Genomic DNA, 21,491 nt, shown 5'->3' with positions numbered 1-21,491 from the left:
AATGAGAATGTCGCGGAGACCGATAGTACGGCAGTGCTGTCTCAGACGATTTGACAGCGGGTTCGACGGGCTGGCAAAAGAATCAGCTGTGACCGTGCGGCACAGAAATGTGGCCACGGTGGAGACTTTGCTGTTCATGCCCCATTCATCGGCTGGACAAGTAGCGATCAATACCGACCAATAGGTATTTTCGTCTTAATTCATCCCTACCGCTCTCCCACGAGAATGTGAAGTCACGTAACGGCCTCTTCACGCATGCACCAAGCCCGTCCGCCCTCTCGGAGGACCAGCTAACTTCTCGGGTCGCGGGCGCATGTGACGGCTTTCATTACCGGCAAGAAGTATGCGGAATTGCTGTGACTGGCCACAACCATGCACCGGCACGCTCGCGTCGGCGTACGAGCGAGCATGATTCAGCTTCCGTACTGCTTGGTCTCCGGTCGTTCGATGAGCAGGACGTGGGCGCGCGTCTCCGCGACCGGTCGGTGCCGAATTCCTTTGGGGACGACGAAGATGTCTCCGGCTGCGAGGGTGACCGGTGCGCGGCCTTCGAGTTCGATGCGGAAGGAGCCGTCCCAGCACAGGAACAGTTCGTCCTCGTCGTGGTGGTGCCAGGGGAACTCGCCCTCGATCCGGGCGGCGCGGACCACGGTGTCGTTGACCTGTGCCAACTCGCGTTGCCGGAAAGGGCCTGGCAGCGCGGCGATGGTGTCGGGGATGGAGACGGTCCGGCCGGATGAAGTGGTCGTTTCTTCGCTCATGGAAGTCATGGTGGTCGGCCCAGCTCGGTGCGCCCAGGTCCAATCCGGCAAAATTGGTCTGCTGATGGAGCCAATTGAGGTAATGCATCGTCTCGGTCGCTGGTCGACGGGGCGCGGTCCGTTGTATCTGCTGCTCGCCGCACGGCTGCGGCAGTTGATCGATGCGGGTGAACTCCCGCCCGGAACCGGGCTGCCGCCGGACCGGGTCTTCGCGCGGATTCTCTCCGTCGGGCGCAGTACGGTGGTCGCCGCTTACGGGCTGCTGGAGGGCGAAGGGCGGATCGTGCGACGCCGAGGCAGCGGTACCCGCGTCGCGGGTGGTGCGCCGACGGCGGCACCGACGACCACCAGCGCGCCCATGTTCCTGCATCTGCTGGAACCGGACCCCGAGGTGATCTCGCTGGCTTGCGCCGCGCCCGACACCCCGCCCCCGGAGATGACCGCGGCGTTCGCCGCCATACTGCCCGAATTGGCGTCGATAACCGCTGACATCGGCTATCACCCTGCCGGTTGTCCGACACTCCGCGAGGCCATTGCCCAGCGCTACACCCGGCTGGGAGCGCCGACGCACGCCGATCGGATTCTCGTCACCAACGGCGGGCAGCAAGCGCTGTCACTGTTGGCTCGCGCGTTCATCGCCCCTGGCGATCGGGTTCTGCTCGAGACGCCGACTTATCCGGGTGCGCTGGAGGCATTCCGCGAACAAGCGGCCGTTCTGGATGCGCTGTCGGTCGGATTCCCGGGGTTCGAGGCGGCTGTCCGGGCACACCGTCCAGCCCTCGCCTACCTCACTCCCACGTTCCACAACCCCACCGGCACAGTCCTTCCCCGGCTGGTCCGACGCAGAATCGCCGAAGTGGCCGCTGCCGCAGGCGTCCCGCTCATCGCCGACGAGGTACTCGCCGAACTCGGGTTCCCGGGCGAGGTGATGCCGCCGTACGCGGCCGACTCGGACGACGCCATCTCCATCGGGTCGTTGAGCAAGAGCATTTGGGGCGGCTTGCGCATCGGCTGGATCCGCGCGCCGGTCCCGGTCATCGACCGCGTCACCCGCCTGCGGGCGGTGCACGACCTCGGCGGAAATCTACCGACACAGCTGGCCGCGGCCAAGTTGCTCCCGCAGTTGGATCTGCTGTGTGCGAACCATGCGGCACAACGGCAGTCGTGCCACAACGCGCTCTTGGGTGCGCTGGCCGCACACCTCCCCGACTGGTCGGTGTCGGCGGTCCGCGGTGGCCAGACATTGTGGGTGGCGCTGCCTTACGGCGACGGTAATTCGTTCGCTCAGACCGCACTCCGCCATGGTGTCGCCGTGCTCGCGGGCAGCGGTCTCGACGTGAGCGGCGGCAGCGGCGAATACATACGCCTGCACTTCCGCCACCCGGAAAGCACTCTCACCGCGGCGGTCGCGCGGCTCGCCACCGCCTGGGAGAATTACCGCCCACCTGCGCAACCGGCGATCGCACCACCGCCGCTGGCGGTCTGACCCGCCGACCCGGGTGTGTCGGTGCTCGGCAAGGTCATGCCGGGTCCTTCGGTCCGCCCTCCGTGCCGGATAGCGTCAACGGAATCGGGGCGCCGGTTCGATCGGGGCGGTAGACGCAGCGAGTGCGGGTATAGATGGTCGGCATGCATTCGTTGCAGTGGATGCAGGCCGACTGCGTGGTGGCGTCGGACCGGATGCGGTGCAGGAGGTTCGGTTCCCGCAGCAGCGCCCGGCCCATCGCGACGAAGTCGAACCCCTCGGTCATCGCCTGCTGCATGGTGTGCAGATTGGTGATTCCGCCCAACAGGACCAGTGGCATCGACAGCTCCCGGCGGAAGTGGCGCGCCCGCTCGAGCAGATACCCGTCCTGATAGGGATACTCCTTCAGGAAAGCCCGGCCCACCAGGCGGAAGCCCCAGCGTGCCGGTATGGGAAGGACATTCGCGAATTCCTTTCGCGGGGCACTGCCGTGGAACAACAACATCGGGTTGAGCAGGGAACTTCCAGCTGTCAGTTCCAGCGCGTCGAGGGTGCCGTCCGCTTCCAGCCACGCCGCCACTTGCAACGACTCCGGTACCGTGAGTCCGCCCGGCACGCCGTCTTCCATGTTGAGCTTCGCGGTCACCGCGAGCCGGCCACCCACGGCTTTCCGTACCGCCCAGGCGATTTCACGCGCCAGCCGGGCACGGTTTGCGGTGGAGCCGCCGTACCCGTCGGCGCGCCGGTTCAGTCTCGGGCTCAGAAAGGAACTCACCAGGTAGTTGTGCCCGAAGTGGATTTCCACCGCGTCGAAACCCGCTTGCTCGGCCAGTTTCGCCGCGTTCGCGTGCGCGGCGACGACCTCGCGGATCTCATCCTGATCGGGCACCTTCATGAAGCGCATCGAGAGCGGGCTGATCATCCTGCTGGGAGCGAGCGCGGGAACGCCATTGGATCTCGCGTTGGCGACCGGGCCGGCGTGCCCGATCTGCGCGCTCGCCGCCGCGCCCTCGCTATGGACGGCGTCGGTCAACTTGCGCAACCCCGGAACCGCCTCCGGGCGCATCCAAATCTGATGCCGGTCGGTTCGTCCGCCGGGCGCGACTGCGCAGTAGGCGACCGTCGTCATTCCGACTCCGCCCGCTGCCGTCTCTCGGTGGAACTCGATCAGATCCTGGGTGACCAGTGCGTCGGGTGTACGGCCCTCGAAAGTGGCCGCCTTGATCACCCTGTTGCGCAACGTGATCGGCCCCAATTCGGCCGGTGCGAATATCTCGTTCATTTCCGCTCTCCCTTGCCCGCGGTCAGCCCGGCGACGACGAAGTCACGCAAGGTGGTCACCACTTCGTCCGGCATCTCCCGCTGGCTGGTCCCGGCGCCACCGAATCGCGTGATGATCAAGTCGAAGGCCAACATCCAGCGCCGTCGGCTCTCGTGCTCGTCGACGTCTGGTAGCAGAGCGACCCAGGAGTCCATCCGGAACCACGGCTGTCGCCACTCCGTCACATGCCGCCCCAGCACGAACTGGGCCAGCAAACGCAGGTGCAACCGGCCCACCGGATCGGCGGCCAACTCGACGAAGGGCTCGATGACGGCATCGACGACCTCGGCCACCGAACCGTGTTCGGCGGCCACGGCCGACAACCGAGTCGCCCACAGTGGCCCGAGCCGGTCCTCGAGCAGCGCGGCGACCAGTGCGTCCTTCGACCCGAAGTGGTAGTGCACCGCGGCCGGATTCGCTCCGGCCTCGGCGCAGATACTCCGCACCGACACGTCGTCGTATCGGCCGGTCAGCAACAGTCGTTCGGCGGCGGAAAGGAGCCGCTCGCGGGTGCCCGCCGATGCGGCGACTTGGTCGGTCATGTCACCAGTGAAGCACTGTTCAAACAATGTTTCAATCATTGATTGAAAGGGCCGCGCTGGCGAAGACTGTCGTGTGCGGGGGGCTGGGCGTGACGGGGTCTTTCAGGAGCGTTTGCGGCGCGCGGATCGGGGTGGGCGGCTGCGCATGTGGACTCGGACTTTGTCCAGGATTCGTGTGAGTTCGGTGCGGTCGGCCTCGCCGAGGGCGTCGAGCAGGATGTCGCGAACGACGTCCATGTGGCCGGGCAGCACGCGTGCGAGGAGGGCGGCTCCCGCGGGGCTGAGGGTGAGGATGGTGGTGCGGTCGTCGTCGGGCCCAGTGGTGCGGGTGATCAGACCGGCGGATTCGAGTTTCTGCGCCTGGTAGGTCAGGCCGCTGCGGCTGTGGACGAGCCGGTCCGCGACGGTGGTCATGGTTTGGGTTCGGTCCTCGGATTCGCCGAGGATTGCCAAGATCTGGAACTGGACGAAGCTGAGTCCGCCCTCGGCACGCAATTGCTGCTCGACGCCGTGCTGCACCAGGGAGCCCACCTCGAGCAGGGCGAAGTAGGCGTCGAACTCGGCGAGTGGCGGTGGGAGCATGCGCCAACAGTAGCAGTTGCTTCGAAGTTGAAGTGATTGCCAGATGGTGCTACGGTTCGAATTCGAAGGACTCGTTTCGAATTCGAATCAACCAACTCGAGGTAGCTATGAAAGCCATCCGCTTCACCACTTACGGGGACCCCAGCGTCCTCGAACTCGCCGAGGTCCAGAAGCCGATACCGCACAGCGGCGAAGCCCTGATCCGGGTCGCCGCGACCACGTTCAACCCGGTCGACGCGGCCATCCGAGCCGGGGTCCTGCAGCAGCAGTTCCCACTGACGCTGCCGCACATCCCCGGAATCGACGTCAGCGGTGTCGTCACCGCGGTCGGAGCCGATGTCGACCGCTCGCTCGTGGGCTCCTCCGTCGTCGCGTTTCTGCCGATGGCCGCAAACGGGGCCGCCGCCGAGTACGTCACCGCGCCCGCGAACCTGCTCGCGACCGCACCGGTCCCGGTGCCGTTGAGCGACGCCGCCGCGCTCCCCTCGTCCGGGTTGACGGCCTGGCAGGCGCTGATCGACCACGCCGGGGTGTACGCGGGTTCCCGCGTGCTCGTCAACGGAGCCGGTGGCGGCGTCGGCGGATTCACCATCGGTCTCGCCAAACATCTCGGCGCACATGTGATCGCGACAGCCAGCCCACGAAGCAGCGACGCCGTCCGTGCCGCGGGTGCCGACGAGATCATCGACTACACCCGGATCCCGGTCATCGACGCGCTTACCGAGCCGGTCGATTTCGTCGTCAACCTGGTCCGCACCTCGCCCGCCGAGCTGGCCGCGCTGCGTGACCGCATCACTGACCGGGGTGCCCTGGTGTCGACCACGACCCCGGCCGTGGCCGATGCGAGCCGGAACGTGCGGGGCGAGAACGTCTTCGTCCGCAGCGACGCGCAGCAGCTCAGGAATCTGGTGTCGCTGCTCGACCGCGGCGTGCTGCGCCTGGATGTCAGCGCCCGCTACCCGCTGGCGGAACTCCCGCAGGTCCACGCCCTCGGCGAGCGCGGTCAATTGCGCGGCAAGACCGTCGTCCAGATCGCCGTCTGAACCCTTGACCCCGACCTATTTACCGCCAGGAGCACCATCATGAACGATCAGATCCTTTGGACGCCAACCCGTCTCGGTGCTATCGCGCTGCCGCACCGGCTGGCCATGGCTCCCATGACCCGCAGCCGAGCCAACGCCGACGGTACGGTCACCGATCTCACCGCCGCCTACTACGAGCAGCGGAACTCGTTCGCGATGCTGGTCACCGAGGGCACCCAGCCATCGGCGGACGGACAGGGCTACCTCAACACGCCCGGCATCCACGAGCCCGCGCACGTCGATGCCTGGAAGTCGGTCGCCGCCGCGGTGCACGCCACCGGAGCCGCGTTCGTCATCCAGCTGATGCACGTCGGCCGCATCTCGCATCCCTCGAACACTCCACACCACCGCCCGCCGGTCGCGCCGTCGGCGATCGCGGCGAACGCGATGATGTACACCGCGACCGGGCCGCACCCCATGGCCCCGCCGGTGGCACTGGACACCGCGGGCATCGCGCGGACCGTCGACGAGTTCCGTCGCGCGGCGGCCATGGCCCTCGATGCCGGGGCCGACGGTGTCGAGATCCACGGCGCCAACGGCTATCTGCTGCACCAGTTCCTCGCCGCGAACACCAATCAGCGTGACGACGAGTATGGCGGTTCGATCGCCGGGCGCACGCGGTTCCCGCTCGAGGTCGCGGCAGCCGTGGCCGCCGAAATCGGGGCGGACCGAACGGGATTCCGGATCTCCCCGGCCAATCCGTTCAACGACATCACCGAGACCGACACCCACCAGCTCTACGGGCACCTGGCCGGTGAGCTGGCCCGACTGGATCTGGCCTACCTGCATCTGGTCCACGCCGGCGACGAGGAACTGCTGCCGACGATCCGCCGCATCTGGCCGGATCGCCTGGTCGTCAACCGCGCTGGGGCGGACCTGGCCGCCCGCATCGCCGACCTCGACAACGGATCGGCCGATGTCGTCGCCGTCGGCGCGCTCGCCCTGGCCAACCCTGATCTGCCCGCGCGCATCCGAGCCAGGGCGGCGTTCAACGAGCCCGATCCGGCAACGTTCTACGGCGGAGATCACCACGGATACACCGATTACCCGGCACTCGCCGACTGACCGGCCACAGCAGTGCGTCCTTCGACCCGAAGTGGTAGCGCACCGCGGCCGGATTCGCACCGGCCTCGGCGCAGATACTCCGCACCGACACGTCGTCGTATCGGCCGGTCAGCAACAGTCGTTCAGTTGCTGCGAGGAGCCGCTCGCGGGTGCCCGCCGAGACGGAGATCTGGTCGGTCCTGCCACCCAGTGAGGCATTGGGAGCTGCCGGAGGCGGAGTTCGGTGTCGCTCACCACCGTGGGTGGCGAGTTGCCGCCTCTGGTGCGCGTCGGCAGTTCGCGGAGGTCGAGGTGTCGAGGAGCGTTCGATGCGCGCGCGGTCAGTCCGGTAGTGGCGGTAGCTCGAAGTTCTCGCGGAAGGTCGCGCCGAGGTAGTCCGAGCCGATGATGCCGCGGCGGCGCAGTTCGGGTAGCGGCCCGTTGACGAGGAAGTCGAACAGGGCGTTGACGACTTCGATGGATTCGGTCGCGCGCGTGTAGCGCTCTTCGGGGCTGGGCAGTTCCTGGTCGCCGTAGTTCTTCTCGCCGACCGAGGAGGTCACCGCGTTCCAGGCCGCGCGGCCGTTGCTGATGTGGTGGAGCGTGCCGAACAGGCGGGCCAGGGTCTTCCAGGGCCGTCGCCGCCCGTTCGCAGTGTCCATTGCGGCGACGCTACCGGCCCGAACCGCTGCGGCCACGGGTTGCGATCAACGAGATGTTTTCTGCCCGAGGGGAATCGGCCCGCACAGGGTCTGGATTGCCAAAGGATCGCGCCGGAGCGTTGAACGCGGCGGGCGGGAACCAGGGACGGACTTACGTTTCGTCGGGTCGCTCGGCGACGGCCGGATCGGCCGCGCGCGGCACCCGCACCACCCCGGTGTCGAGATCGATGTCGAACCGGGGAGTGTGTGTCTGTCCGTCGCCGGCTTCACTGCCCTCGTGGGTCAGTTTCTTGCCCGGAAACAGTTCCCCGATGACGCCCATACCGTCACGATACGCCCCGGCGGGTGCCCGTACGCCGAGCATCCAACCCCGGGCCGAAGGGCCGGTTTTGTTTTCGGCACCGCCGGGCGTCCGCTCGGCTAGCATCGTGACCTACTCCCGATCGACCGAGGACCACGGCGCGGGGAGCACCGGGCGACACAGTATGAACCGAACGACAGATCGGCCTACCGGATGGAAGAAGACGCCAACCTCGCCCAGGCTCGGGTGTTCCTGGAGTTGCTCGCCGTGCGAGCCCAGACGCTGACGCGGGAGATCGGATTCGCGCATCGCGGTGATCCCGCCGTGCGACAGCAACTGCAGACCGAACTGTCCGCCGTGCGTCGCTATATCGACCGTTTGCACCGCAGATTCCCGGAAACAACCGGGACGCAAGGCAATCGACCGCTCACCGCAGCTCACGGGTACGGCATCCCGGTGCCGCGGACAACGGGCTGAACACAGCCGCGACCAGGGATCGCCGGTGCCGGGTACGGAGCGGCACGCGGACGCCGCGGCTCGTCGGCCGCTTGTGCCGCGCCGCTGGCCGTGGGCAGCGGCGACCGTGTCCTGCTCACGGCGCTGTTCAGTGTCGCGGCGTGGACCCTGTGTGGGCGCGGGCGGGCACGGTGAGCATGGCGACGATCATGTCCACGATCTCCGCCGCGTCCTCGGGGCTGGCGGTGCGGACGCCGGATTCGAGGGTGCGCTCGTAGTCGGCGATCAAGGCGAACATTACCGTGGCCATGGTCTCCAGGCGCTGTCTGCGCAGGCGGCGGGGCAGGCCCTGCAGTGCCGCGTCGAGCCGGGTGGCGATGATCCGGAGCGCCGCGCGGTCGGCCCCTGCGAGGCGGCGCGCGTCCGCCACCACCGGATGGGTTCGCACCACTTCCAGGAACCGGCCCAGGTGGGTTACCCGGTCATCGCCGAGCAGCTCGAGGATCGGTGTCGCGAGCAGGGCGACGAGCGTGGGCAGGTTGTTGGCGCCACCGTTGGCTTCGTGTGCGGCCAGCAATTGCATGCGCCGCTGCTCGAGCCAGTTCATCCGCCGCTCGACGATCGCTTCGATCAGTCCGTTGCGGGAATCGAAGTAGTAGTGCACGGCCGAGTTGTTGCGCTGGCCCGCGGCGGCGGCGATGTCGCGCAGCGGCACGTCGACGCCGCGCTCGGCGATGAGGCGTTCTCCGGCGTCGAGCAAAGCGGTGCGCGAATCGTCGCTCGGCATATCCGCACTGTACTAAACACGAGTATTGACGATGTTAAACACAGATGCTTAATTGTACGACGTGGATACTGTGGCGGTGGTCACCGGCGCCGCGTCCGGTCTGGGCGCCGCCTTGTGCCGCAGCCTGGCCGCGCAGGGCGTCGCGGTCGTGGCTGCCGATATCGACGCCGCCGGGCTGGTGGCGCTGGCCGCGGACACCGGGATCCACACGCAGGTCGTCGACGTCTCCGACGACGAGCAGGTGCGCAGGCTGATCAACGGGGCAGCGACCGAACTGGGACGCATCGACTACTTGTTCAACAACGCTGGCATCCGCCTCGGCGGCGCCGCGGACCAGATTCCGTTGCCGCAGTGGCAGCGGATCGTGGATGTGAACCTGTGGGGCGTGGTGCACGGGACCCGGCACGCCTACCCGGTGATGCGGGCTCAGGGTTTCGGGCACATCGTGAACATGGCGTCGCTCGCGGGACTGACACCGGTGACGCCGTCGGCGGCGTACGCGATGACCGAGCACGCGGTGGTCGGATTGAGTACCTCGCTGCGCGCCGAGGCGGCCGCGGCAGGGGTGAAGGTGAGTGTCGCCGTACCGGGGCGGGTCGCGACCGACATCGTCGATTCCGGGATCGACCTGCCGGGCTATTCGTATCGGGGGCCGTCGCGCCGCATGCCGATCGGGATGATCAGCTCCGAGCGGGCCGCCGAGTACGTGCTGCATGGCATGCGCAAGAACAAGCCGTTCATCGTGTTTCCGCGCTACAACCGGGTGGTGGTCGCCGCCTACCGGTGGTTCCCGAGCCTGATGAGCCGTATCGGGGGACGCCGATGATCGCTGGTGGCCCGATCTTTCAGCTGTGCTGGGTGGTGAGCGACCTGGCCGCGGCGCGGCAGGAGTTCACCACGCGGTACGGGGTCGGGCAGTGGCTCACTGTTGCCGACGTGCACTTCGGCCCCGCATCGGCCGAATTACGTGGTGTGCCAGCCGATTACACGATCAGTGTGGCGCTCGGTTACGCGGGCGGCCAACAGGTGGAGCTGATCGAGCCGCGCGGCGGTGTGAGCCTGTACTCCGAGCATCTCGAACGCGTCGGACCCGGACTACATCACGCTGCCTGGGTGCCCGGCGATTTCGACGCCGCGCTCGCTGAGGCCCGGGCCGCGGGTATCGAGGTCGTCGGGCGCGGCAGGTTCGAGGGTGCCGGAATGGAGTTCGCCTATCTCGACGGCGGGCCGATCGGTTCGTGTTTCGAGTTGCTGCGGCTGTCGGAGGAGATGAAGGCGATGTTCGACCAGTTGATACCGGAAGGCTTCACCAATCCATGGCGGTAGGCGGTGCTCTCCCCCCGGCAAGCCTCGGTACGACCGAGGTGGCCCGGGTCCGTCTGCGGCTTTTCCCTCTCGTCCCGGCGATGGCTCGGTCCGCGGGTATCTCGCCGGGACTCGTGCGGCGCGCTCGACGCGCCAGGAAGGCGACCGACATGCGCTTCACCTATGCCGAGACGATGACGGATCCGTCGTATTACCTCCCCCTCGCCAAAGCCGCCGAAGACGCGGGCTATACGTCCATGGCGGTGGCCGACAGTGTGGCGTACCCGAAGGAATCCGATGCGAAGTATCCGTATACGCCGGATGGAAGCCGGGAGTTCCTGGAGGACAAGCCGTTCATCGAGGCATTCGTGCTGAGTGCGGCGATGGCGGCGGTGACCACCACGCTGCGTTTCACCCCGTTCGTGCTGAAGCTGCCGATCCGGCCGCCGGTGCTGGTGGCCAAACAAGCCGCCTCGGTCGCCGCGCTCAGCGGCAACCGGTTCGGTCTCGGCGTCGGAATCAGCCCGTGGCCGGACGATTTCGACATGATGGGCGTGCCGTTCGACAAGCGCGGCGCACGCATGGACGAATGCATCGACATCGTGCGCGGCCTCTCGGCGGGCGGGTATTTCGAGTACCACGGGGAGTTCTACGACATTGCGCCGATCAAGATCAGCCCGGTGCCGACCGAACCGGTTCCGATACTCGTGGGCGGGCACAGCAAGCCCGCACTGCGGCGGGCCGCGCAGCGCGGAGACGGATGGATGCACGCCGGGGGCGACGGCGCGGAACTCGACCGGCTGCTTGCCGAACTCGGCACTCTGCGGGCCGAGTACGGCACGCGCAAGGATTTCGAGGTGCATGTCATCTCGCTGGACGGCTTCACCGTCGACGGAGTCAAGCGCCTCGAGGACAAAGGGGTCACGGACGTGATCGTCGGATTCCGGTTGCCCTACACCACCGAGCAGGACACCGAGCCGCTGGCGACGAAGATCGCCCATCTGTCCCGTTTCGCGGAGAAAGTCATCGCGCGGGTGAACGGGTGAGCTGTCAGGACCCGAGCGCCGCGGTGGCCGCGGCGAGCGTCTGCGCACGATAACCGGCGCCGAACAGCGCGACGTGCACCAGCAGGGGATGCAACTGGTGCAGCGGAGTGCGGGCTTGCCACCCGGGGGCGAGCGGATGGGTCTCGTGGTAGGCGGCGCGGATGCGATCCAGGTGCGGGGCGCCGAAGAGGGCCAGCATGGCCAGGTCGGTCTCGCGGTGACCGCCGTGAGCGGCGGGATCGATGAGCATCGCGCGTTCCCGGGTCCACAGGATGTTGCCCGACCACAGGTCGCCGTGGATGCGAGCCGGGGGTTCGGCGGGCCCGGCGAGATCGTCGATACGGTCGATGACGCGCTCCACCAAGCGGATTCCGTCGGCGCCGAGGTGTGCGGCCGCGCGCGGCAGGTAGGGCACGAGGCGGTGCTCGGCGTACCACCGCGACCACGCACCGTCCGCGGGGGCGTTCGGCAGCGGGAGGCTCGCGATCCAGCCCGCCCACGGCGCGCCGAACAGTTCGGGCCGGTCGGCGTGCAGCGCGGCCAGTTCGCGGCCGAACCGCTCGGCGGCCGCAGGGGTGGGACGGGTCTCGTCCAGCCAGGGCAGCACCAGCATCCGGTCATCGGCGGCCAGCACCGGCGGCACCAATGCGCCGGTGTCCGCGCTCCCCAGCCAGGCCAGCCCCGCCGCTTCGGCCGCGAAGACCGGCGTCGGCTCGGCCGAATGCTTGACGAAGACCCGGCGGCCGTCGGCCAATTCGGCCCGGTGCAGCGTCCACGCGTGGCTGGAGCCGAGTTCGGTGATCGCGCGGACCGGTGCGCCGAGCAAGGCGCACAGCCGCTCGATGCGGGTCATCGGGCGTGCGCGGTGAGGCGCTTCATGGTGTCCTCGTCGGCGGGGAAGAACGATTCGATGGCCAGTTCGGCGACGGTGACGTTCATCGGGGTTCCGAACACCGTCGTCACGCTGAGCAGTGACAGCTCGTCGCCCTGGTGCTCGATCCGCAGCGGGACCACCGCCTGATCGGGTTCGGGGAGCGCGAGCTCCACCTCGCCGCCCGGATAGGACCGCAACTCCTCGAGCAGATCGGCCAAGTCCTTCGAGCCGGTGACCTCGGCCTGTCGCGCCAGCCGCGCGAAGATATGGCCGCGCCATTCGGCGAGGTTGCGGATGCGGCCCGCCATGCCGTCCGGGTGCAGGCTCAATCGCAGCGCGTTCACCGGTGGCGTCGCCAGAGCGGGGTCGATGCCCGCGATCAGCACCGCTACCCCGCTGTTGGCGTCGATCATGGTCCAGTTCTGGTCGATGGCCAGCGCCGGATACGGCTCATGACCGGCGAGGATCTGGCGCATGGCGCCGCGGACGGCGTCCATGGCGGGTGTGTCGAGAGCCGGTTGCGCATAGGCGGGCGCATAGCCCGCGGCGAGCAGTAGACGATTGCGTTCGCGCAGCGGAATCTCCAAGTGCTCGGACAAGTGCACGATCATCGTCCGGCTCGGCGTCGCGCGTCCGGTCTCGATGAAACTCAGGTGCCGCGCCGAGGTCTCGGCCCGTCCGGCCAGCTCCAGCTGGCTCAGTCGGCGTTCCAGTCGCCAATGCCGCAGCAAGTCACCAGCCGTTGGGGTACGCACTCCGCCGATCCTACGAACGACCACCCGGCCAGGCCATTACCCATCGGGTAATCGACCCCGATATCCGGCTGGGTTGCCATGGTGCGTCATCCACCGTGATGCGTGGCCGGGCACCGAGGTGCAGTCCGGCGATGGCCGTTGAGATCGCAACGACAGATCGGGTGGTCAGGCACAGGCGCGGCACCGGCTCAGTACTCCAGCCGGACTCGTGATCGATGATGCTGTTGGTCAGGGCCGGTCAACAGACTTCGTTGGTGCGTGGTGTGCGGTTCGGATGTACGGGTGTCCGATTACCCTGGGTACGCAGGTGATAGCGGCGTTCAGCGTAGGAGAAGTCGTCGCGCCACAACCGCTGGGCGGCGCGGCGCATGAGTGGGCGCAGCAGCGGTAAGGTGCGGGGCGCATGGCGGAATCCCGGTCGCGCCGAGTCAGCGATGATCGCTTCGACGACGGTGGTGCGCGCCCGCCCATCGCCGTCGATCCCGGCTGGTGTGGCGTGGGTTTCGACGATGCTTCCCGCGCCTTCGCCGGACAGGATGCGCATGACGATGGTGCGCGGGTCGGGGCAGGTGAATTCGGCTTCGACGGGTACCCCGAGATGACGGGTGACACGGAAGGTGACTGTCACCAGGAAGCGATCGTCGTCTTGGCGCGGTGTTCGGGTGACGTCGAGGTGGGCGAACGAGTAGGGGTGGAACCACGAACCGTGCCATGGGTCGAGCCGGTTGGCGATGATGTCTGCTGGTTCGCAGATTCCGGTCAGTGTGATGACCGCGTGGACGCGGGTGTCGGCGGGACGCGCGGTGAGGATTGGAGTGTCGGTGGGTTGCTCTCGGCCGATCGTATCGAGTCGAACCCAGGTCAGGACGCCGTCGTCGTGGGCCGGGAACGGTGCCCATCGGGGTGTGCAACGGCCATCGATGCGCAGGCCGTGCCAGCGGCACAGCAGCGCCCCATCGTGCACTCGGGCGGTGGCCAGGTCCGCGCCCAGGTGCGGGCAGGCACCCGGTCCGGCGTGTAGGAGGCCGCGCGTGTCGCGCCATGCGACGATTTCCACACCGGCGACGGTGGTGCCGAATGGTCGCTTCGCGGTGATGTCGCGGCTGGCGGCGAGCACGAACCAGTTTCCAGAGGGGCGTTGGCTCGCTGAGCGTAGTGCGGCTTCGATGAGCTGAGGTCGAGCTTGCCCGTAGGTGGGGCGCTGTTCGGACCAGACCTGCGGGGCGATCGGTCGCAGCGGCGAGGTCTTCCACCAGTGTGCGGGGATTGCTCTGATTGCCTTCACGAGTGCGCCTTTCGTGTCGCGAGCCTGCGCAGTAGTCGTGAGCGACCCTGGACCGGGACGGTCTGCAGTACGTGCCCGGCCGCGCCCCAGCGGGCCAGCAGCGCGTTGGCCGCGGCCCAGCCGGTGGTGGCGGCGCGTTCCATCAGGGCGACGGGCAGGTCGACGCGGATGCCGTCACCAGCGAGGACGAGACCCGGATCGGGGGTGTGGATGCCGGGACGATGGGCGAAATCGCCGGGAGCGAAGCGTGGACAGTCCTGCCGCCAGAGCGTTGCCTCCCCGACAATGCTCGCCCGAGCGGTCTCGGGATAGATCTGGCGCAGCCGTGCCAGCAACCGGGCCCGTAGATCGTTCGGCGGTGCGGACCGCCCGTCGGTCTGGACCGCATACGCGTGCAGTTCGACCACGCTGCCGCCATGGCGCCGCGCCCAATTGGCGGCGCAGTGTTCGTAGCGGTCCAGGATGCTTACGTTATCCAGGGGGTTCAGACCGCCGGCCGCCAGAAACGCCGGCCGGTGCGCGGCGACAGCGCGGTCGAGCCACAAACGGTAGACCAGAAACGGTGGCGCGGTGGCGAGTGCGGCGACGGCCGCTCGCCAGATGGGGTCGCCGAGTTCGGGCGAGGCGTCGACGATGTCGCGTAGTGCGGCGACATCGGTGGAGAGGACAACCGCGTCGACGTCCAGCGCGGCGCCGGTGTCATCGCGCACCAGGAAGCCCGACGATCCACGGCGCTGGATGTCGGTGACGCGGACGCCGGTGTGGACAGTAACGGTGCCGGGGACCTGCGACCTGGTGAGGTGCTCGCGCAGCGGTGTCCAGAGCGCGGCATCGAAGTTGTCGTCGGCCACGTCGAAGATCAGTCCCTCGCTGGAGCCGAGGAAGTAGATATGGAACATCGCAGCCAACTCCGCGGCCGACATGCGATGTGGGAGGGCGAAGAAGCTGCGAGAGAACACCTCGAAGGCCAGGTGCCGGGCCGCGGCCGGAAATCGGATCGCGTGCAGGAAGGTCTCCGCGTCGACGTGGTCGAGGGCGTAGTAGATCTCTGGGACCGAAACCGCCGCCAGCGGCGCCGCGGCCCGCGGATCGATGCGTCCCAGATCGCGCAGGCGAAAGGTCGGGCTGCGCAAGGCGAAGGCGAGCGCGTTCCATGGCGGGGTGCGGGGCAGGCGGCGGAAACTGTCACGGCGCCCGTCGGCGTCGAGTAGCGGGTAGTCGTCCAGCGGCCGCAGCATGTTCAGGCGGGGATCGCTGCGGGACAGCAGTCTGCGCAGGTTGTAGTACTGGCGGAAGAAGGCGTGGAAGCCGCGGTTCATACCGACCGCGGTGCCGTCATCGAGTCGATCGGTCCAGCCGCCGACGCGTCCACCGAGGTAGGTTTCCCGCTCGACGAGTTCGACCGTGACGCCGCGCTCGGCCAGCCCGGTCGCCGCGGCCAGCCCGGCGATGCCCGCGCCGATGACAGCCACCCGGGGCGGGGCGCCCAGCGCGGTGAGGTCGTGCGCGCCGGGCGCGGCGGGATGAAGGACCCGGCGTGGATCGGCGCCGATCAATCCCGGCTCGTCGCGGGTTGCGGTGTTCATCGTTGACCGCTTTCGCTTCGGCGCCGGTGTTCCCAGAGCAGCAACACGAGTGTCACCAGCGCGAACCCGAAAAGGAAGTCCTCGATCGGGATGTTCAGCGGCGCGCGGATACCCGTAATGTGCGTCGGGTTGTAGACGACGGTCGGCGTGTCGCCGTGGGTGAGCCATCCGTCGACCGGGATCTGGAAGGCGAGCACGATCGCCAAGCAGATCCAGTATTCAGTGCGATGGAATAATCCAGTGCGGAGTATGCCGATTTCGGCGGCACAAGTGGCGGCCGCGGCGACGATCGCGGGCAGTGTGTAGCCCAGCCCGAACCCGGTCATGCCGCGCCCCGGGTGCGGCGGTAGTAGGCGGCCAGGGCTGTGACGGCCTCGTAGGTCAGCAGGCCACACAGTGGGATTACCAGAAAGAACAGCACTTCTTCGATCGGCAGCCCGCCGGGAAGGGTGACTCCGATCAGGAAGCGTGGGTCGAAGCTCCAGATTCCGTGCGCGGTGGCGGCGACGTCCCAGGCCAGGAACAGGATGGCGACAGGCGTGACTGCGGCCAGTGTGCGGCGCGGGCGCCGGTAGACTCCCGCACCGATGAACTCCAGCGGCGCGGTCACGACGAGGCACGCGGTCAGTATCGCAACGTAGTGCCAGTGCCCCATCTCACGCCTCCCTGTCGGCGGCGGAGCGGAGCGCCGCAGGTGCGATCGTGTTGTCTCGGCGCGGCACGTTGCGACGGGCCCGCCAGGCCCGCAGGAAACCGGAGGCGCCCACCGCTGCCCGGCGAGGGATGCCTACGCGGGCGCGGTGCACGAAGATTTCGAAGTCGAGATCCTCGATGCGGTGGAGAATCTCGCTGTAGAGAGTGTGCGCGGCGGCCACGCAGGGCCGCGAGCGCGGCTCGAGCAGCGCGACTCCGTCTCGGGCGTAGGTGTAGATCTCACGGGTGAGCGCGTGCTGGGCCGCGAGAGCACGGCGGACGCGCGGATCGGTGCGGCGGTGCGCCTGGCACCAGTGCAGCAGGTCGCGGTCCACGCCGTACGCGGCGAGTTCGTCGGCGGGCAGATACACGCGGTCACGAGCGAGATCCTCATCGACGTCGCGGAGGAAGTTCGTCAACTGGAACGCCTTGCCCAGCGCCGCCGCGTACGGCGCAGCGTCCTCCATCGCTGACACCGTGCCCAGCACCGGCAGCACCTGCAGACCGATGACTTCGGCGGACCCGTGGATGTAGCGGTCGAGCGCGCGCCGGTCGGGATAGTCGGTGATGGTCAGATCCATCCGCATGGAATCCAGGAACGACTCGAAAAGCGCGTAGGGAATTCGGTAGGCGCGTGCGGTGTGCAGGACGGCGGGAAGTATGACCTCACCCTGGGAATCACCGGTGCGCAACTGCTCGGCCAGCGTATCCAGTCGCGCCGCGCGTTCGGCGGTATCGCGGGTGGGATCGATCTCGTCGAGGATATCGTCGGCGCGGCGCGCGAAGCCGTAGAGCGCGTGGATCGCGGGCCGCTGGTCGGCCGCCAGTAGCCGAGTCGCCAGGAAGAAGGTTCTGCCGTGGCGGGCGTTGAGCGCTCGGCAGGCTCGGTAGGAGTCGCGCAGACGTGCGCCGTTTCGGCGATCGGCGGCAGATATGTTGTTCGACATAAAACTCCGATCAGCTGTGGGGGTGGTCGGTAGGGTGCGCAGGCGCGGCGGTAACCGGCGTCTACCGGCCCGTGCTCATGTCGTGTGGCCGGTGACGCTGCTGAGGGATTGGCGGTTGCGACCGCTGATTTGGCGCACGGCGCTCCTTCGCTCACGTTTCCCGGATGGTGCAGATGCCTGCCATGCCGTCGAGCAGACGCCGCTGCGACTCGGGTAGCGACGCGGCGCCGGTGATGCGGCGCGCCTGGGCGACGCGGTCGGTGATCATTCGTTCGATGTAGTCGCGGGCGCCGGTCGCGGCGATCAGCGTCCGCAGGCGCTCGACCGCGGTGGCGTCGATGTCTGGTGCGGACAGCAACTCGGTCAGCTCGCGCCCTGCGGCGGAATCGGCCAGCCGGCGAGCGGCGACCACCACGGTGGTGGCTTTGTGCTGTCCCAGGTCGCTGTCGCTGGTCTTGCCGGTGACAGCGGTGGTCCCGAAGACACCGAGGATGTCGTCGCGCAATTGGAACGCCTCCCCCACCATGTGCCCGTATCGGCTCAGTGCCGCGAAGACGCCGTCGTCGCAGCCGGCCATGGCAGCGCCGAGCTCCAGGGGCCGCCGCACGGTGTAGTTGCCCGACTTCGCGCGCGCGACCGCCAGGACCGCACCGAGCTCCGGCTCGGTGCGGGCGTCGTTGAGCAGATCGGCGAACTGCCCAAGCGCCAGTTCCACCCGCATGGCGTCATAGCGGGGCCAGACACGGTCGAGGGCGTCGCGTGTGATTCCGCTCTCGCGCAGCATCTTTTCCGCCCACACAAGGCAGATATCGGCCAGCAAGGTGGCGGCAGATTCACCGAAACGGGCGGCGGCGCTGGGCATGCGGATACGCCGGTGCCGCGCGGTGAAGCGAATGTGTGCGGCCGGTTCGCCGCGACGGACCTCCGCTGCATCCATTACATCGTCTTGCAACAGGGCGAACGCGTGCAGTAGTTCCAGCCCGGCGGCGGCGCGCACTGCGGCCGCCTCGGGTGCCGCGCCGCACAACCAACCCAGATACATGAAAGTCGAGCGCAGGCACTTTCCACCACCGATGTACTGGCGGGCGATGTCGTCGACGGCGATGCCGTGCACGGGGCCGATGCGGTTGCAATCCAGAAACACCTCGAGTTCGCCGAGCACGCGCGAACGCACGGCGGCGCTCCATCGGCCGACCGGTTCGGTAGCGCTCGGCAGCAGACCCCCGAGCTCTGCGGCGGGGCCGGGTGTTCGGTCGGATCGGGAGGTGGCGATGCTCACGGGAGCTCCTCGGTCGGGAGAAACGGCGAGTCGTGGCGTGGGATCCAGATCGGGCGCGGACCGCGAGCGGCGTGCTCGGCCAGCGCTTGCTCGATTACCTCGTACGGACGGGTGGCGGCGATGTCACTGGCAATACCTGCGGCTGCGCGCCGGTAGGACTGCGTGGCCAGCACCCGGTCGACCGCCGTGGCGACCATATGTGCGGTCGGCCGGGCCGTGCGCAGATCGATACCCACACCGAAGTGCGCGACGCGAGCAGCCACCTCGGGCTTGTCGGCGCTGTCACCGGCTACGACGAGCGGCACACCGTGAGCCAGCGCCGCGTGGACGCCGCCGTAGCCGCCGTTGGTGATCATCACCTCGACTGTGGGCAGCAGCGCGGAGTACGCGCAGAACTCCATGACGTGGGCGTTGCCCGGCGGTGCGATCGGCAGTGACACGGACCGCCCGGTCGTCGCGATCACCTCGAGATCGTCACGTTCGGCGAGTCCCTCGAGGGTGGGCACGATCAGCTGAGTCGGATCTGTGTTGTCCCAGGTGCCCTGGGTGACGTGCACCCGAATGCGGCTTCGGGCCGCTGGCGGCGCCTTCCACTCGGCCGCGTCGTCGGCGGCAGGCAGCGGGCCGGTGAACAGCACCCCATGCGGAAGGTCGCGACGCGGGTATTCGAACGTGGGCACGGTGAGTTGGAGAATACGGTCGGCAAGCACGGGCCAGTCGGTGAGGAACACCGGCATACGGGCGGCTTGAACAGAATTCAGGATCCTGTCCAGCCTGGCCTGCACGTCCCGAAACAGGACCCCGTGGGTAAACCGGTTCATACGCGCGTATGTGACGCCCGGGCGCGGTTGCCATCCGGTACCGAACGGCGCTGTGTCGATGCTGGACACCGTCAGCGGCCCGACTCCGCACACCACGATCGCCGGACGTGGGCGACCCGATAGCAGCAGCGGGATCGCGCCGGTGAAAGCGAGATCGACCATGATCGCCTCAGCGGGCTCACGCTCGAGTTCCGCGCGAAGCGCCGCATACTGGGCGACCATCGGGGCCAAGAAAACCGACAGCAACTCCGCCCGCCCGGCACGCCACCGCCGGAGAATCGCCGGATAGCCTCGCCCGGCCGACAGGCGAGTAGTCTCCGCCCGGCCCGGCAAAGCCACTGCCCGCATACCTCGTACGGCAGCCGGAGTGATGAACTCCCGCCCGGTGAGCAGCCGGACACTATGCCCCCGCCGGACCATGTCGGCTCCGATGCTCAATATCGGCAGCACATGGCCCGGTATCGGGCTGGCGGCGAGCAGGTATCGGCCCATGCGTGCATGGTTCCTTCCTTGGCATGATCGACGGCCGCGAATCGAAGCCGTAGAGACCACCTCACCGCAGATTCAACAGCACACTCGCTGCGGATCGAACAGCGCAAAGGCGGACCAACATGAAGCGATAGCGCGTCGTAATCTGATGCCCGGCGGCGAATCGAGAATGGTTGCCGGCCGACTCGCTGCCCGGGACAACGACACGGCCGCGCGACGCCCACTCCCTACGCGGTAGGCACAACATTCCGCTACCCCGCAGGCGGTATGAGGACACCATCGATCAGATACACCGTCGCATTGGCGGTCTCGACACCGCCACAGACCACTTTCTTGTCGTTCACCGTCAGTTCGTCGCCGGATCGCTGGACGGTGACTTCGGATCCCTCCACGGTCTCGTGGGTGCCCGCGACCGCGTCGGGAGCCGTCCGGCCGGGCACTACGTGGTAGGTCAGTATCTTGGTCAAGGTCGCCGGATCCGCCTTCAGCGCATCGATCGTCGCGGGGTCGATCGCGGCGAAGGCCGAATCGAGCGGCGCGAAAACCGTGAACTCGCCTCCGTCGAGTGTGTCGACCAGATTCACCTGCGGATTGAGCTTTCCGGACACAGCCGCGGTGAACGTGGTCAACTGCGGGCTGTTCGACGCGGCCACTGTCACCGGCTCCCGCGCCATTTCCTCGAGCGAGCCCGGCCCGCTGGGTACCTGGGCAGCATAGCTCGAACATCCAGGCCCGACCGGCGCCGCGGCGGGTTTGGTCATCTCCGACGCCGAGGTCATCGGGGTGCCCACCGTTGTCATCGGCATGGGATCCCCCGAATCCGAGGAGCCGTCGCCGCAGCCCGCCCCGACCAACGCCATCGACAAGATCGCCGGTATGACGATCGAACATTTCCGTATCAGCATGTGGTTGCGCTCCTTCTGATGAACCGGGTGCTGTGCACCGATAGGCGCCGGGCTCGGCCGACCCATCGAGCAGTTCACCGCCACGGAACCTGGTCGGAGCAAGCGGCCCGGCGCTCTGTCACATGCGTCGATTATGCATCATTTGATGAGCGATGTGAACCCCGTCATGGATCGTTAAGTCGTAACGTTCGGCACGCCAACGCCCCAGGAGCCCCCGCAGCCGCCCACGGGATAGACACGGAATTGCCAGCGCAGATGCCGCACCGACCAGGCTGTCGCTTGCCACAGGACAAAACGGCGGCCACACCCGCTACGGCAGCGCAGGTGCCCTGGCGCTATGCAGGGGTGAGGCCACATTGGAGCAACGCTGCAGAGGTGTGCATCGCTCGTGAATCATTAGAGCCTGTACCGCAGCGTCACGGATGGCCGACGTTCTGCCGCGGCATAGGCCGCGCGTAAAGGGAATTCCGGCAACGCGGTCGCACCAACCGCAGGACGGAGTA

The 21,491-nt window shown here is 67.8% G+C and carries 23 protein-coding genes and 2 pseudogenes; 7 read left to right on the top strand and 18 right to left on the bottom strand.

The window, feature by feature from the left end; genetic code table 11:
* Positions 1-413: 413 nt before the first annotated feature.
* Positions 414-761: a cupin domain-containing protein gene (locus IU459_RS28215; RefSeq protein ID WP_195132615.1), complete on the bottom strand. Its 348-nt coding sequence runs from the start codon at positions 759-761 to the stop codon at positions 414-416.
* A gap of 82 nt (positions 762-843) precedes the next feature.
* Between IU459_RS28215 and yczR the strand changes: the two genes are divergently transcribed.
* Complete coding sequence (gene yczR, locus IU459_RS28210) at positions 844-2,247, top strand: MocR-like transcription factor YczR (protein WP_228838636.1); 1,404 nt, start codon at positions 844-846, stop codon at positions 2,245-2,247.
* 34 nt (positions 2,248-2,281) lie between these two features.
* Here the strand turns inward: yczR and IU459_RS28205 are convergent, their stop codons facing one another.
* The 3 genes from IU459_RS28205 to IU459_RS28195 form a co-directional block, all read right to left on the bottom strand.
* The gene (locus tag IU459_RS28205) at positions 2,282-3,508 is read right to left on the bottom strand and encodes an NADH:flavin oxidoreductase (RefSeq protein WP_195132613.1); all 1,227 of its coding nucleotides are present in this window, start codon (positions 3,506-3,508) and stop codon (positions 2,282-2,284) included.
* Positions 3,505-4,089 (bottom strand): TetR/AcrR family transcriptional regulator, encoded by a 585-nt coding sequence (locus IU459_RS28200; protein ID WP_195132612.1) that lies wholly within the window; start codon positions 4,087-4,089, stop codon positions 3,505-3,507. Before IU459_RS28200 ends, IU459_RS28205 begins: the two co-directional genes overlap by 4 nt.
* A gap of 102 nt (positions 4,090-4,191) precedes the next feature.
* Positions 4,192-4,671, bottom strand: a complete 480-nt coding sequence (locus IU459_RS28195; RefSeq protein WP_195132611.1) for a MarR family winged helix-turn-helix transcriptional regulator — start codon at positions 4,669-4,671, stop codon at positions 4,192-4,194.
* A 107-nt stretch (positions 4,672-4,778) separates the two neighbouring features.
* On the opposite strand from IU459_RS28195, the gene IU459_RS28190 reads away from it, so the two are divergent.
* Both IU459_RS28190 and IU459_RS28185 read left to right on the top strand, forming a co-directional pair.
* Complete coding sequence (locus IU459_RS28190) at positions 4,779-5,714, top strand: NADP-dependent oxidoreductase (RefSeq protein WP_195132610.1); 936 nt, start codon at positions 4,779-4,781, stop codon at positions 5,712-5,714.
* Positions 5,715-5,753: 39 nt separating this feature from the next.
* Positions 5,754-6,818 carry an alkene reductase gene (locus tag IU459_RS28185; protein WP_195132609.1) on the top strand — a complete coding sequence of 355 codons (1,065 nt, stop codon included), beginning with the start codon at positions 5,754-5,756 and terminating at the stop codon, positions 6,816-6,818.
* 7 nt (positions 6,819-6,825) lie between these two features.
* Here the strand turns inward: IU459_RS28185 and IU459_RS28180 are convergent.
* The 3 genes and pseudogenes from IU459_RS28180 to IU459_RS28170 form a co-directional block, all read right to left on the bottom strand.
* Positions 6,826-6,987, bottom strand: a pseudogene (locus IU459_RS28180) (TetR/AcrR family transcriptional regulator); the annotation flags it as partial.
* 241 nt (positions 6,988-7,228) lie between these two features.
* Positions 7,229-7,459: pseudogene (locus IU459_RS28175) on the bottom strand (LLM class flavin-dependent oxidoreductase); the annotation flags it as partial.
* Positions 7,460-7,610: 151 nt separating this feature from the next.
* Positions 7,611-7,781: a hypothetical protein gene (locus tag IU459_RS28170; protein WP_195132608.1), complete on the bottom strand. Its 171-nt coding sequence runs from the start codon at positions 7,779-7,781 to the stop codon at positions 7,611-7,613.
* Positions 7,782-7,973: 192 nt separating this feature from the next.
* On the opposite strand from IU459_RS28170, the gene IU459_RS28165 reads away from it, so the two are divergent.
* Positions 7,974-8,237 (top strand): hypothetical protein, encoded by a 264-nt coding sequence (locus IU459_RS28165; protein ID WP_195132607.1) that lies wholly within the window; start codon positions 7,974-7,976, stop codon positions 8,235-8,237.
* 127 nt (positions 8,238-8,364) lie between these two features.
* Here the strand turns inward: IU459_RS28165 and IU459_RS28160 are convergent, their stop codons facing one another.
* Positions 8,365-9,003, bottom strand: coding sequence for a TetR/AcrR family transcriptional regulator (locus IU459_RS28160; RefSeq protein ID WP_195132606.1), 639 nt, complete (start codon positions 9,001-9,003; stop codon positions 8,365-8,367).
* Positions 9,004-9,064: 61 nt separating this feature from the next.
* Between IU459_RS28160 and IU459_RS28155 the strand changes: the two genes are divergently transcribed.
* The 3 genes from IU459_RS28155 to IU459_RS28145 all read left to right on the top strand — a co-directional run bounded on the left by IU459_RS28155 (position 9,065) and on the right by IU459_RS28145 (position 11,354).
* Positions 9,065-9,829, top strand: coding sequence for an SDR family NAD(P)-dependent oxidoreductase (locus tag IU459_RS28155; protein WP_195132605.1), 765 nt, complete (start codon positions 9,065-9,067; stop codon positions 9,827-9,829).
* Positions 9,826-10,329, top strand: a complete 504-nt coding sequence (locus IU459_RS28150; protein WP_195132604.1) for a VOC family protein — start codon at positions 9,826-9,828, stop codon at positions 10,327-10,329. The genes IU459_RS28155 and IU459_RS28150 overlap by 4 nt, the downstream gene beginning before the upstream one ends.
* 149 nt (positions 10,330-10,478) lie before the next feature.
* Positions 10,479-11,354, top strand: coding sequence for a TIGR03619 family F420-dependent LLM class oxidoreductase (locus IU459_RS28145; RefSeq protein WP_195132635.1), 876 nt, complete (start codon positions 10,479-10,481; stop codon positions 11,352-11,354).
* A gap of 4 nt (positions 11,355-11,358) precedes the next feature.
* Here IU459_RS28145 and IU459_RS28140 read toward each other — a convergent pair whose 3' ends face one another.
* From IU459_RS28140 to IU459_RS28095, 10 genes are all read right to left on the bottom strand, one after another.
* Positions 11,359-12,207 (bottom strand): fructosamine kinase family protein, encoded by an 849-nt coding sequence (locus IU459_RS28140; protein ID WP_195132603.1) that lies wholly within the window; start codon positions 12,205-12,207, stop codon positions 11,359-11,361.
* Positions 12,204-12,983 (bottom strand): helix-turn-helix domain-containing protein, encoded by a 780-nt coding sequence (locus IU459_RS28135; protein WP_195132602.1) that lies wholly within the window; start codon positions 12,981-12,983, stop codon positions 12,204-12,206. Before IU459_RS28135 ends, IU459_RS28140 begins: the two co-directional genes overlap by 4 nt.
* Positions 12,984-13,221: 238 nt before the next feature.
* Complete coding sequence (locus tag IU459_RS28130) at positions 13,222-14,268, bottom strand: DUF5914 domain-containing protein (RefSeq protein ID WP_195132601.1); 1,047 nt, start codon at positions 14,266-14,268, stop codon at positions 13,222-13,224.
* Positions 14,265-15,854 carry an FAD-dependent oxidoreductase gene (locus IU459_RS28125; RefSeq protein WP_195132600.1) on the bottom strand — a complete coding sequence of 530 codons (1,590 nt, stop codon included), beginning with the start codon at positions 15,852-15,854 and terminating at the stop codon, positions 14,265-14,267. Before IU459_RS28125 ends, IU459_RS28130 begins: the two co-directional genes overlap by 4 nt.
* On the bottom strand, positions 15,851-16,180 hold the full coding sequence (locus IU459_RS28120; RefSeq protein ID WP_195132599.1) for a lycopene cyclase domain-containing protein: 330 nt from the start codon (positions 16,178-16,180) through the stop codon (positions 15,851-15,853). The genes IU459_RS28125 and IU459_RS28120 overlap by 4 nt, the downstream gene beginning before the upstream one ends.
* Positions 16,177-16,509, bottom strand: a complete 333-nt coding sequence (locus tag IU459_RS28115; RefSeq protein ID WP_195132598.1) for a lycopene cyclase domain-containing protein — start codon at positions 16,507-16,509, stop codon at positions 16,177-16,179. The genes IU459_RS28120 and IU459_RS28115 overlap by 4 nt, the downstream gene beginning before the upstream one ends.
* A gap of 1 nt (position 16,510) precedes the next feature.
* Complete coding sequence (locus IU459_RS28110; RefSeq protein WP_195132597.1) at positions 16,511-17,494, bottom strand: phytoene/squalene synthase family protein; 984 nt, start codon at positions 17,492-17,494, stop codon at positions 16,511-16,513.
* Between the two features lie 151 nt (positions 17,495-17,645).
* Entirely contained in the window at positions 17,646-18,713 is a 1,068-nt protein-coding gene (locus tag IU459_RS28105; protein WP_228838643.1) for a polyprenyl synthetase family protein, read from the bottom strand.
* Positions 18,714-18,769: 56 nt separating this feature from the next.
* On the bottom strand, positions 18,770-20,086 hold the full coding sequence (locus IU459_RS28100) for a nucleotide disphospho-sugar-binding domain-containing protein (RefSeq protein WP_195132595.1): 1,317 nt from the start codon (positions 20,084-20,086) through the stop codon (positions 18,770-18,772).
* 248 nt (positions 20,087-20,334) lie between these two features.
* Positions 20,335-20,988: a fasciclin domain-containing protein gene (locus IU459_RS28095; RefSeq protein WP_195132594.1), complete on the bottom strand. Its 654-nt coding sequence runs from the start codon at positions 20,986-20,988 to the stop codon at positions 20,335-20,337.
* Between the last annotated feature and the right edge of the window lie 503 nt (positions 20,989-21,491).

The organism is Nocardia amamiensis (assembly GCF_015477605.1).
Lineage (GTDB): Bacteria > Actinomycetota > Actinomycetes > Mycobacteriales > Mycobacteriaceae > Nocardia > Nocardia amamiensis_A.
Note: the sequence above shows the minus strand (reverse complement) of the source record. Positions and strands in the feature narration are given on the sequence as shown.